The organism is Streptomyces sp. NPDC004111 (assembly GCF_042874215.1).
In the GTDB taxonomy this organism is placed as follows: domain Bacteria; phylum Actinomycetota; class Actinomycetes; order Streptomycetales; family Streptomycetaceae; genus Streptomyces.
Map to the genome: position 1 here is coordinate 1 of NZ_JBIAMU010000015.1, position 11,078 is coordinate 11,078.

Consider the following 11,078-nt stretch of genomic DNA (forward strand, 5'->3'; position numbering starts at 1 on the left):
TTTGTCTTCCCGGCTGTTGGGCCGTTCCGACGAGGTGAGACATTAGCGGATTCCTGGGCCCCGATGCCAATCGGGGTCCGTTCTCTCGAACGCGGTTTCCTCATTTCGCAAAAGCACACACAAAGACAATGCGACCGTGAGTCGCGCGCTTGAGTGGTTGGTGCGGAATGGCTGTCCGGGGACCGGCCGGAGGCCAGCACTCACAGTCGGACAGCTCGGAGAACATTACGTACCCGTTAATCGCGTGTCAACCCCGGGCCGGAGCGCTACGGTGGTTCGCATGACTACGCGTACGTGCACCTTCAGCTGGTGGGCCGCCTGACGGCGGCCACGCACACGTATGCAACCACGGCCGCCGCTTCGGCGGCCGTTCGTGTTTCTCCCTCCGGGAGGTCGGTCGCCGGTGGTGGCGGCCTCGACCAGGAGGAGAGAAGAGATGACGCGGGTCTTCAGCGGAATCAAGCCGACCGGGCACATGACGCTCGGGAACTACCTCGGTGCCGTGCGGCAGTGGGCCGAGGTGGACCAGTACCGAGGTGAGGCCCTGTTCAGCGTGGTCGACCTGCACGCGCTGACCGTGGAGCACGAGCCGGCGCGGGTGCTGCGGCTCAGTCGGCAGGTGGCGACGCTGTTGCTGGCGGCGGGGCTGGATCCGGCGGTGTGCACGTTGTTCGTACAGAGCCATGTCGATGAGCATGTGCGGCTGTCGTACCTGCTGGAGTGCACGGCCACCGACGGGGAGATGCGTCGGATGATCCAGTACCGGGAGAAGGGTGCGCGGGCGCGGGCGGCCGGGGAGAGCGTACGGCTGTCGTTGCTGACGTATCCCGTGCTGATGGCGGCGGACATCCTGGCGTACGGGGCGGACGAGGTGCCGGTGGGGGACGACCAGACGCAGCACGTGGAGCTGACCCGGGATCTGGCGGTGCGGTTCAACCAGCGGTACGGGCAGACGTTCGTGGTGCCTCGGGCGGTGAAGCCGGAGGTGGCCGCACGGGTCATGGATCTTCAGGACCCGGCTTCGAAGATGGGGAAGACGACGGCAGGTACGGGTGGGGTGGTGTTCCTGCTGGACGAGCCGGAGGTCGTACGGAAGAAGGTCATGCGGGCGGTGACCGACAGCGGGAGCGGGGTGGAGTACGACCCCGTGGGGCGGCCCGGGGTCGCCAACCTGCTGGAGATCCTGGCGGCCTGCGGGGGCGGGGACGGCAGCGGTCCGGCGGTGCTGGCGGAGGGGTACGCGACGTACGGGGCGTTGAAGCGGGATGTCGCGGACGCGGTGGTGGAGGTGTTGCGGCCGGTGCGGGAGAGGCATGCGGAGCTGGCGGCGGATGCGGGGTATGTGGACGGGGTGTTGAGGGAGGGGGCGGAGAGGGCTCGGGGGATGGCTCGGGGGCGGGTTGATGGGGCGTATCGGGCGGTGGGGTTGATGGGGAGGGGGTAGGGGGTGTGGGGGTAGCGGGTGGGGGCGGACCGTGCGGGTGGGGCTCTGCCGGGGCGTCCGGGGCGGGGTGCGTGCGGCTCCGCCGGGGGGCCGCCCCCTTGCCCGCCCGTTCCGCCCCCGGGGGCGGCCCCGCCGCCCAAGGGGGCTCGGGCGAGGGTGCGGCTCCGCCGCCCGAGGGGGCCGGGGGCGAGGGTGCGGTCCCGCCGCGCCTGGGGCGGGGAGGTTAGGCGGTGCCGGTGGCTAGGGCTTGGCTGCGGTCTCGGGCGGCTTCGAGGGCGGCGATGAGGGCGGCTCGTACGCCGTGCTTTTCGAGTTCGACGATCGCGTTGATCGTGGTGCCGGCCGGGGAGGTGACCGCTTCGCGGAGCTTGACCGGGTGTTCGCCGCTGTCGCGGAGCATCACGGCGGCGCCGATGGCGGCCTGCACGATGAGGTCGTGGGCCTGGTTGCGGGGCAGGCCCAGGAGGATGCCGGCGTCAGTCATCGCCTCGACCAGGAAGTAGAAGTAGGCGGGGCCCGAGCCGGAGAGGGCGGTGGCGGCGTCCTGCTGCGATTCGGGAACGCGGAGGGTCTTGCCGACGCCGGAGAAGATCTCCTCGGCGTGGGCGAGGTGGGTGCCGTTGGCGTGGCTGCCTGCGGAGATGACGGACATCGCCTCGTCCACGAGGGCGGGGGTGTTCGTCATGACGCGGACGACCGGGGTGCCGGTGGCGAGGCGTTCCTCGAAGAACGAGGTGGGGATACCGGCGGCGCCGCTGATGACCAGGCGGTCGGCGGGCAGGTGGGGGGCCAGCTCTTCGAGGAGCTTGCCCATGTCCTGCGGCTTGACCGTGAGGATCAGGGTGTCGGCGCGCTTGGCGGCCTCGGCGTTGGAGACGGGCTCGACGCCGTAACGGGTGCGGAGTTCGTCCGCCCGCTCGCTGCGGCGTGCGGTGACCAGGATGTCGGCCGGGCGGCGGCCGCCGCGGATCATCCCGCTGAGGAGGGCTTCGCCGATCTTGCCGGTGCCGAGGACTGCGACCGTGGTGGGCCCGGCCTGGTCGGGCCCGGGTGCGTGTGCGGCTTTGTCGGTCATGCGGATTGCCCTCCGTACCGGTGGAACTGGGGTCCTGAGACTCGCCCTGTGCTGGTGGGGCCGGTGGTGTCCGGCCGCCGGTGTGTGGTGCACGGCCATCTTCGCACCGGGCGTTCCGGGGGGTTCGGGCGTTCCGGTATGTGGAGCCGGTAGGTGGGGTCGGCGGGTCAGCGGATTTCGACGACGTCGCCCAACCGCAGGTGCTGGAAGAGCCATTTGGCGTCCGCCTCGGGGAGGCCCAGGGCGCCGTCGGTCGCGTCGAGGCGGCCGAAGAGTTCCTTGGACTGGCTCGGGAAGGCGAGGGCGTACGTCGTCTGTCCGGCGGGGCCGCTGAGTTCGACCACCCAGGAGGCCCGGTAGTCGTACTGGTCGGTGAGGCCGATCAGTTTGCCCTCGATGACGCGTGTCGCGGAGAGGGCGGTCACGGTCATGCGGCCGGTGGCGGTAGGGGTTTCCTTGCGGCCGGAGGTGATCGGGACGGTGCGGGCCTCGCGGTCGCCGGACCGGGGCATCGTCAGCTGCCGCGCCGCCAGGTCGACCGTCGCCACGGGGGCGACGGTGGGCGCGGGGCCGGCGGAGGACGGGGGCGGGGCGGCGGGGCCGGGGCCGGCCGGGTCCTGGGGTGTCAGTAGGGGGACGCCGAACAGCAGGGCGAGCCCGGCGACCACGGTGGTCACGGCTCCTGCGGCGGCTGCCCGGCGGCGTCGACGGCGCCGTTCGGCAAGGTGACGCACCTGAGCGCCGCCCCGGTGCGGGGCGGGGGTTCCGGAGGCGTCGGCGAGGTCGTGGAGGGCGGTGGAGAGGGGGTCGTCGGAGAACGGGTCGGTGGGGAGGGCAGGGTGCGGGGGCGTCGCACCGCGGGTGCCGGGGACCGACGAGTGGGGGCTTTCCGGGGGCGGGCCCGGGGTGCGGGAGGTGCGGGAGGCGCGGTGGACCCGCTGGGGCGGGCCTGGAGTGGCGGGGCCGTCCGGCGAGGCGACTGACGAGTTGGTGTCACCCGACGACTGGACCCGCGAGCGGGAGCTGTCCGGGGGTGAGTCGGACGAGTCAAGGGCGTCCGGTGACGGGCCCGACGAGCCGGAGCCGTCCGGGGCCGGGCCGGGCGAGCGGGAGCCGTCCGGGGTCGGGCCAGGCGAGCGGGAGCCGTCGGAAACGGAGCCCGACGAGCGAGAGGCATCCGAGGTCGGATGCGGCGAGCCGGGGGCGTACGAGACGGAGCCCGACGAGCGAGGGGCACCCGGGGTCGGGTGCGGCGGGCCGGAGTCGTACGAGACCGGATTCGGCATCTGGGGGCCGTCCAGCGACGAAGCTCGCGAGTGGGGGCCGTCCGGAGGTGAGTCCGGGGAGTGGGTGGCGTCCGGCGAGGAGTCGGGCGCGTGGGGGCCGTCCGGGCCAGGAGTGCGGGTGGCGGACGGTGACGGACTCGGCGCGTGGGGACCGTCCGGGCCCGGGATGCGGGGGTCGTCCGGGGCCGGGTCGGGCGAGCGGGGGTCGTCCGAGACGGAGCCCGAGGAGCGGGTGGCGTCCGGCGAGGGGCCCTGTGCGTGGGGGCCGTGCGGGTCCGGGGTGTGGCGGCTTTGCGGGTCCGGGGTGGGGTTGGAGGGGTCAGGCACGGGCTTCCTCCTTTGCTTCGGGGGCCAGTTGGCGGGCCAGGGATGCTCGGCCGCGGGCCAGGCGGGCCTTGATCGTTCCGGTGGGCGTGCCGGTCTCCGCGGCTATCTGGTCCACGCTCAGGTCGCACAGGTGGTGCAGGACGATGGCCTGGCGCTGGGGTTCGGGGAGGGTGCGCAGGGCCTCCACGAGCACCGTGTGTTCGGGGCTGGGGCCCGCGACCCGGTCCTGCGGCGGGTTGCGCCGCACCAGGTCGAGCCACTTGCGGGTGCGGCGCCAGCGGCTCACCGCCAGGCGCATCGCGACGGTGCGGATCCAGGCCTCCGGGGCGCCGTCCGCCAGGAAGGAGGCGCGCCGGTCCCAGGCTCGTACGAACGCCTCCTGTACGACGTCCTGCGCCTCGCCGTGGTCGCCCGTCAACGCGTACAGCTGCCCCACCAGGCGGGGGAAGGAGGCCGCGTAGAAGGCGTCGAACTCCTCCTCCGTCATGGCCGGGAACTTACCCGAACTTTCGTGCAACCCGGTGGGCGCCCGGTGCGTACAGGAAGCGCGGGGCCGGAGTGACGGGCCGCGCAGCAACGCGTACCCGGCCGTACGGCCGGGTGGAACGATCTGGGGGATTTCAATGACGCGTCGTGATCGCATCGTTCGGGCGGGCGCCGTCGCGCTGCTTCTCGGGCTGGCGCTGGGGGCGGGCGGTTGTGCCAAGGGCGGTGCCGTTCCCGGGGCGGCGGGGGCCGAACTGGGCTCGGCGGGGGTGAGCGGCGGCGCGGGCGGGTCCTCGTCGGCCGCCCCGGGTACGGCGCGGCCCACGCCGACGGCAACCCCGGTGCCCGCACCGCTGCGGGCCGGGGCGTTCCGGGTGAACATCGTCGAGGGAATGACGGCGGGGGTCGGGCTGCCGGTGTCGGTGACGTTCAAGAAGCCCGTTCCGCAGGCGGAGCGGGCCGCCGTGGAGCGGCAGTTGAAGGTGACCGCGAATCCCGGCACGGAGGGGTCCTGGAGCTGGGTCAAGGACCGCAACCTGCACGCGGGGCAGCGGGTCGACTTCCGGCCCCGTGCCTACTGGAAGCCGGGGACCCGGGTGACCGTCGCGGTGGGGCCGCAGGTGACCCGGCACTTCACCGTCGGGCGATCGCTGGTGGCGACCGTCGACGTGAAGACCCACCGGATGACCGTGGTCAAGGACGGGGTGACCCGGCGGATACCGATAACGGCGGGCGCCCCGGGGATGGACACCTGGAACGGGACGATGGTCGTCTCGGACAAGCAGCAGCGGGTGTTCATGGACAGCCGCACCGTCGGGTACGGGGACTCGTACTCCGACTGGTACTACTACGCGGTCCACCTGACGGCGTCCGGTACGTATCTGCACCAGAACCCGGCCGCGAACAGCGTCGTCGGGCGGCGCAACGTCACCCACGGCTGTGTGGGGCTCTCCTCCGACGGGACCGCCGCTGCCTTCTACCGGGAAGTGATCGTCGGGGACGTCGTCAAGGTGGTCAACTCCACGGAGACGGTGGCGCCCGGCAACGGCTACGGCGACTGGAACGTGGAGTGGCCGGAGTGGAAGGCGGGGAGTGCGCTCCGGTGAGGTGAGCTGAGGTGGGTTGAGGTGAGTTGAGGCGGGGTGATTGCGCCGGGCGGTTCTACGGGGTGCGGCGGCGGAGCGTCGCCGCACCCAGGAACAGGACCAGGACCGCCACGGCCGCGACGATCGTCGTGTCGAGGAGGAACGCGGCGGTCGGCTCGGTGTGGGTGCGGATCTCGTTCATGGCGTCGACCGCGTACGACATCGGGAGTACGTCGGAGATCGCCTCCAGCGCCGGGTGCATCGCCTCGCGCGGTGTGAACAGGCCGCACAGCAGCAGCTGCGGGAAGATCACCAGCGGCAGGAACTGGACCGCCTGGAACTCCGAGGCCGCGAAGGCCGACACGAAGAGGCCGAGGGCGGTGCCGAGGAGGGCGTCCAGGACGGCCACCAGCAGCAGGAGCCACGGGCTGCCCGTCACGTCCAGGCCGAGCAGCCAGACCGAGAGCCCGGTCGCCAGGGCCGACTGGAACAGGGCCAGCACCGCGAACGCGAGGGCGTAGCCGGCGATCAGGTCGGCCTTGCCGAGGGGCATCGCGAGGAGGCGTTCGAGGGTGCCGCTGGTGCGTTCGCGCAGGGTGGCGATGGACGTGATCAGGAACATCGTGATCAGCGGGAAGATGCCGAGGAGCGAGGCTCCGACGGCGTCGAAGGTGTGCGCGTTCGCGTCGAAGACGAAGCGCAGGATCGTGATCAGGACGCTGGGCACGAACAGCATCAGCGCGATGGAGCGCGGGTCGTGGCGGAGCTGACGGAGCACTCGGGCGGTGGTGGCGAGGGTGCGGGCGAGGCTCATGACGGGTCGTCCTCGGGCAGTGGGGCGGTGGGGGCGGGGCTGTGGGGTTAGTGGGGGCGGTGGCGCTGTGGGGCCGGGGGCAGTGGCTCTGTGGGGCCGGGGGCGCTGTGGGCTGTGCTGAGGGGTCAGTGGCTGTGGGTTACCAGGTGGAGGAAGGCTTTTTCGACCGTCGGGGTGGCGGTGGTCGTGCGTAGTGCCTGTGGGGTGTCCTCGGCCAGGAGGACTCCTTCGCGCAGGAGGAGCAGGCGGTCGCAGCGTTCCGCTTCGTCCATGACGTGCGAGGAGACCAGGAGCGTGGTGCCGCGTTCGGTGGCCAGGGCGTGGAAGAGGTCCCACAGGTCCCGGCGGAGCACCGGGTCCAGGCCCACGGTGGGTTCGTCGAGGACCAGGAGTTCGGGGGCGCCGAGGAGCGCCACGGCGAGGGACGCCCTGCTGCGCTGGCCGCCCGAGAGCCGGCCGGCCAGGGAGTCGGCGTGCGTGCCGAGGTCCACGTCGGCGATGGCCCCGGCGACCGCGCTGCGGCGGCGTTCGGCGGCGGCGCGGCCGGGGTCGAGCACCGCGGCGAAGTAGTCGAGGTTCTGGCGGACGGTCAGGTCGTCGAAGACCGCCGGCGCCTGGGTGACGTATCCCGTACGGGAGCGCAGCGCCGGGTCGCCCGCCGGGCGGCCCAGGACCGTGAGGGTGCCGGTGGCCTTGGCCTGGGTCCCCACGACCGCGCGCATCAGCGTGGACTTTCCGCAGCCGGACGGGCCGAGGAGGCCGGTGATCCGGCCCGCGGGGACGGTGAAGTCGAGGCCGCGGAGCACCGTCCGGGCGCCGCGGACGACGGTGAGGGCGCGGGCTTCGAGGGCGGGGGGCGGGAGGTCGGCCGGGCCCGGTGCGGCGGAGGGGCCGGGGGTTCGCGGTTCCGGCTGCGGCGGGTGGTGCGGCGTGGTCATGGGGACCTCCGGCGAATATTCATCGTGTGATGAATACTCCTCCTGGGTCCGGAGGCCGTCAAGGGCGAGGGCGCGGCGGGGGCCGGAGGGGGCGTGCGGGCGGGGGCCGGGGCGTGGTGCGCTCCCGTGCGACCCGGACGGGTTCCGCAGGACCGCCCTTCGTCAACTTCCGCTTGTCATAATAGAGTTCAGGTGCAGGCGTCCCCCGCCTGCACTTCCCCTGTGGGGACCCGCGCATCTCCGTCGTCCGTTTTCCGTTCTGGAGGTGCTCGTTTTGGCTGCCCCGCGTACCGCGCGTGTCTCGCGCTTCTTCTCCTCGGCCGCTCGTCCGCCCCGGTTGTCCCGGCTGTCCCGGCTGTCCCGGAGCGATGTGGTCGCTTCTCTCGTGGTGTTCCTGGTGGCGCTGCCGTTGTGCGTGGGCGTGGCCGTGGCGTCCGGGGTGCCCGCCGAACTCGGGCTGATCACCGGGATCGTCGGCGGGCTCGTGGTCGGGGTGCTGCCGGGCAGCAGTCTGCAGGTCAGCGGGCCCGCCGCCGGGCTGACCGTGCTCGTGTACGAGGCCGTGCAGCGGTACGGCGTCGGGTCGCTCGGTGTGCTGGTGGCGGGTGCCGGACTGGTGCAGCTGCTGCTCGGCGGGCTGGGCCTCGGCAGGTGGTTCCGGGCCATCTCCGTGGCCGTCGTGCAGGGGATGCTCGCCGGGATCGGGCTCGTGCTGATCGCCGGGCAGGTGTACGCGATGGCCGACGCCGAGGCTCCGGCGGGTGGCGTCGCGAAGGTGGCCGGGCTGGGCGGCCTGGTGACCGGGGTGCCGAGTACGGCCGCGCTGGTGGTGGGCGTGGGGACCGTACTGGTGCTGGTGGTGTGGCCGAAGTGGCGGTGGGCGGCGCGTTTCGTGCCGGCTCCGCTGGTGGCGGTGGCGCTGGCCGCCGGGGCGACCGTACTGCTGGATCTGCGGGTGCGGCGCGTGGAGGTGCAGGGACTGCTGGATGCCGTACGGCTGCCGCAGGGGCAGGACTTCGTACGGCTCGCCGAGGTGGGGGTGGTGGGGACGGTGCTGGCGTTCGCGCTGATCGCCTCGGCGGAGTCACTGTTCGGGGCGGCGGCGGTGGACCGGCTGCACGACGGGCCTCGTACCGACTACGACAAGGAGTTGGTGGCGCAGGGCGTGGGGAACACCGTGTGCGGGGTGCTGGGGGCGCTGCCGTTGACGGCGGTCATCGTGCGCAGTGCGGCCAATGTGCAGGCGGGGGCGCGGACGAAGGCCTCGCGGGTGCTGCACGGGGTGTGGCTGCTGGTGTTCGCGGCGGCGCTGCCCGCCGCGCTGACGGTGATTCCGGTGGCCGCGCTGGCGGGGGTGCTGGTGCATGCGGGGGCGAAGTTGGTGCCGGTGCGGGCGCTGGGGGCGCTGTGGAGGGAGCACCGGGGGGAGTGTGTGGTGCTGGTGGTCACTGCGGTGGCGATCGTGGTGACGAATCTGTTTGAGGGGGTGTTGTTGGGGCTGGTGCTGGCGGTGGGGAAGACGGCTTGGGAGGTGAGTCATGTGCAGGTGGAGGTTGTTGAGGAGGGGATTGTTGGGGTTGGGAGTGGTGGGGGTGGGAGTGGTGGGGCTGTGAGTGGTGGGGAGGGGGTTGTTTTGCGGGTGCGGGTGGTGGGGAACGCGACGTTTCTTCGGCTGCCGAAGTTGCTGGACGCGTTGGAGGCGTTGCCCGAGGGGCGGGCGGTTGAGCTGGATCTGAGTGGGCTGCGGCATGTGGATCATGCGTGTGCGGGGGCGTTGGAGGGGTGGGCGGAGCGGAGGGGGAAGAGGGGGAGGGTGGGGGTGGGGTAGGTGGGGTGGCCCCGGGGGGGCTGGCCTCCCCCGGGCCCCGGGTCTGGGGTCGGGGGAGGGGTACGGGGTGCGGGGCGTCCGGGGGTGGGGGGTTCGGCTCCGCCGGGGGCCGCCCCCTTGCCCGCCCGTTCCGCCCCCGGGGGGCGGCCCCGCCGCCCAAGGAGGCGGCGGCGGGGTGGGAAGGGGCGGCCCCGCCGCCCAAGGGGGCGGGTGGGGCAGCGCGGGTGGGGGTGGGGAATGGGCGGCCCCGCCAAGGGGTGGGGGCGGGGGTGGGGTGGGAAAGGTGCGGCCCTGCCGCCCGGGGGGGCTGGGGGTTAGAGGGGGGTGGGGGTTTGGTGGAGGTCGGTTTGGTAGGTCTCTTCCAGTTCGGCGGAGGGGAAGAGGGTGAGGAGTTCGGCGCGTTCGCGGGCCAGGAAGCGGGCGGTGGACTCCTTGTCGCGGACCAGGAAGACCGAGTGGGTCGCCAGGTTCGCGAGGTGCGCGTCCAGCGGGATGCGGCGGCTCCAGCGGACCGTGCGGCGGGTGAAGGTGACGGACTGGTCCTTCGTCAGGGCGGGGGCGTGGTCCCCCCGGGCCGCCGAGGTGGGCAGTTCGACGCCGAGGAACACGCGGAGGCGTTCCGCCTGGTCTCGCTGCCACGGGACGTCCGTGTCCGTACGGTTCCACCACAGCGCCAGCGCGCCGCCCGGACGCAGCACCCGCAGTGCCTCGGGCAGCGAGCGCGCCGGGTCGGTCCAGTGCCAGGCCTGCGCGTAGGTGACCAGGTCCACGGAGGAGTCGGCCAGCGGGAGCGCGTTGCCGTTGCCCCGTACGAGCGCGACCTCGGGGTGGGCGCGGCGCAGTTCCGCCGCCATGCCTTCGCCGGGCTCGACCGCCGTCACCCTCGCCCCCCTCGCCAGGAGCTGTGCGGTCGCGATGCCGGTGCCCGCGCCGATGTCGGCGACCCGGGCGCCGGTGAGCGGGCGGCCGGCCAGTTCCTCGACGGCGTCGAACAGGGCGGGCGGGTACGAGGGGCGGTACGCCGCGTAGTGGGCCGCCGCCGCGTTGAAGGAGTGGGCACGGGCGTGGAAGTCCGGCTCGGGCGAGTGGACGGCCGAGGCGTTCGGGTCCGGAGGGTTCGTGGGGGTGGGTGGGGTGGTGGTCATGCCGCCATCCTCGTACCGGGGGCGATCTCCGGACAGGGGGCCGCCGGGGCGGTCCGGTCCGGTGCTCCCCCGCCCGCTGCTACTTCCGCTTCGGCTTCTTCTTGCGGGCCGCCGGGTTGCCGGTGCGGGTGCCGCGGCGGCGTTCGTACTGGGCGCGGGCCGTCTCGTACTCCGTACGGTGCAGCTTCTCGCCCGGGGCCTCCGTGAGGGAGCGGCAGAAGTACGCGAGGAGCGAGCCCACGAAGCCGATCGTCTTCAGGCTGCGCAGGGACTGTTCGCGGGCCGGGTCGGTGGCGCGGACGGTGAAGCCCTCCCACGTCTTGCGGAACGCGATGGCGCTGCACACCGCGAACATCACCACGACCAGCGCGCCGACGAACCCGCCCACGTCCGCGATCTGCAGCCCCTCGTACGCGAAGCGCAGCAGGAAGCAGCCCGCGGCGGCGGCGGCGAGCGAGCCGACCGCCACGCCCGCACGGCGCAGCGCGTAGCCGTTGCTGTGGTCCAGCCAGGTGGTGCCGAAGAAGCGCAGCGGCTCGGGCTGCGGGCCCGCGGGGCCGGCCGGCGTGGGGGCGTCGGAGTTCTCGGGGTTCTCGCTCACGGTGTCGATTATCCCCGGAGCGGGGGTACGGCGCGGGGTGCGCGGCGGC

General features: G+C 73.1%; 10 protein-coding genes. 3 read left to right on the forward strand and 7 right to left on the reverse strand.

Features of this window, described 5'->3' with window-relative positions:
* Positions 1-436 precede the first annotated feature (436 nt).
* Positions 437-1,444, forward strand: coding sequence for a tryptophan--tRNA ligase (trpS, locus tag ACFYVL_RS27170; RefSeq protein WP_389249245.1), 1,008 nt, complete (start codon positions 437-439; stop codon positions 1,442-1,444).
* A gap of 223 nt (positions 1,445-1,667) precedes the next feature.
* On the opposite strand, the gene proC is transcribed toward trpS, so the two are convergent.
* The 3 genes from proC to ACFYVL_RS27185 all read right to left on the reverse strand — a co-directional run bounded on the left by proC (position 1,668) and on the right by ACFYVL_RS27185 (position 4,619).
* Positions 1,668-2,519: a pyrroline-5-carboxylate reductase gene (gene proC / locus ACFYVL_RS27175; protein ID WP_389249247.1), complete on the reverse strand. Its 852-nt coding sequence runs from the start codon at positions 2,517-2,519 to the stop codon at positions 1,668-1,670.
* Between the two features lie 167 nt (positions 2,520-2,686).
* Positions 2,687-3,196, reverse strand: coding sequence for a L,D-transpeptidase (locus ACFYVL_RS27180; protein WP_389249249.1), 510 nt, complete (start codon positions 3,194-3,196; stop codon positions 2,687-2,689).
* Between the two features lie 928 nt (positions 3,197-4,124).
* A complete protein-coding gene (locus ACFYVL_RS27185; RefSeq protein ID WP_389249251.1) occupies positions 4,125-4,619 on the reverse strand; it encodes a SigE family RNA polymerase sigma factor in 495 nt (164 codons plus the stop codon).
* A gap of 136 nt (positions 4,620-4,755) precedes the next feature.
* On the opposite strand from ACFYVL_RS27185, the gene ACFYVL_RS27190 reads away from it, so the two are divergent.
* On the forward strand, positions 4,756-5,724 hold the full coding sequence (locus ACFYVL_RS27190; RefSeq protein ID WP_389249253.1) for a L,D-transpeptidase: 969 nt from the start codon (positions 4,756-4,758) through the stop codon (positions 5,722-5,724).
* Positions 5,725-5,779: 55 nt separating this feature from the next.
* On the opposite strand, the gene ACFYVL_RS27195 is transcribed toward ACFYVL_RS27190, so the two are convergent.
* Both ACFYVL_RS27195 and ACFYVL_RS27200 read right to left on the reverse strand, forming a co-directional pair.
* A complete protein-coding gene (locus ACFYVL_RS27195; protein WP_389249255.1) occupies positions 5,780-6,517 on the reverse strand; it encodes an ABC transporter permease in 738 nt (245 codons plus the stop codon).
* Positions 6,518-6,642: 125 nt separating this feature from the next.
* The gene (locus ACFYVL_RS27200) at positions 6,643-7,455 is read right to left on the reverse strand and encodes an ABC transporter ATP-binding protein (RefSeq protein WP_389249257.1); all 813 of its coding nucleotides are present in this window, start codon (positions 7,453-7,455) and stop codon (positions 6,643-6,645) included.
* A gap of 337 nt (positions 7,456-7,792) precedes the next feature.
* Between ACFYVL_RS27200 and ACFYVL_RS27205 the strand changes: the two genes are divergently transcribed.
* On the forward strand, positions 7,793-9,283 hold the full coding sequence (locus ACFYVL_RS27205; RefSeq protein ID WP_389249771.1) for a SulP family inorganic anion transporter: 1,491 nt from the start codon (positions 7,793-7,795) through the stop codon (positions 9,281-9,283).
* Between the two features lie 314 nt (positions 9,284-9,597).
* Here the strand turns inward: ACFYVL_RS27205 and ACFYVL_RS27210 are convergent, their stop codons facing one another.
* Positions 9,598-10,428 (reverse strand): class I SAM-dependent methyltransferase, encoded by an 831-nt coding sequence (locus tag ACFYVL_RS27210; RefSeq protein ID WP_389249259.1) that lies wholly within the window; start codon positions 10,426-10,428, stop codon positions 9,598-9,600.
* A 79-nt stretch (positions 10,429-10,507) separates the two neighbouring features.
* Positions 10,508-11,029 (reverse strand): hypothetical protein, encoded by a 522-nt coding sequence (locus tag ACFYVL_RS27215; RefSeq protein ID WP_389249261.1) that lies wholly within the window; start codon positions 11,027-11,029, stop codon positions 10,508-10,510.
* Positions 11,030-11,078 lie beyond the last annotated feature (49 nt).

Bases quoted from the DNA above. Each gene is read 5' to 3' on its own strand.
- ACFYVL_RS27185 (WP_389249251.1), bottom strand. From the start codon at position 4,619: ATGACGGAGGAGGAGTTCGACGCCTTCTACGCGGCCTCCTTCCCCCGC.
- trpS (WP_389249245.1), top strand. From the start codon at position 437: ATGACGCGGGTCTTCAGCGGAATCAAGCCGACCGGGCACATGACGCTC.
- ACFYVL_RS27200 (WP_389249257.1), bottom strand. From the start codon at position 7,455: ATGACCACGCCGCACCACCCGCCGCAGCCGGAACCGCGAACCCCCGGC.
- ACFYVL_RS27195 (WP_389249255.1), bottom strand. From the start codon at position 6,517: ATGAGCCTCGCCCGCACCCTCGCCACCACCGCCCGAGTGCTCCGTCAG.
- proC (WP_389249247.1), bottom strand. From the start codon at position 2,519: ATGACCGACAAAGCCGCACACGCACCCGGGCCCGACCAGGCCGGGCCC.
- ACFYVL_RS27210 (WP_389249259.1), bottom strand. From the start codon at position 10,428: ATGACCACCACCCCACCCACCCCCACGAACCCTCCGGACCCGAACGCC.
- ACFYVL_RS27190 (WP_389249253.1), top strand. From the start codon at position 4,756: ATGACGCGTCGTGATCGCATCGTTCGGGCGGGCGCCGTCGCGCTGCTT.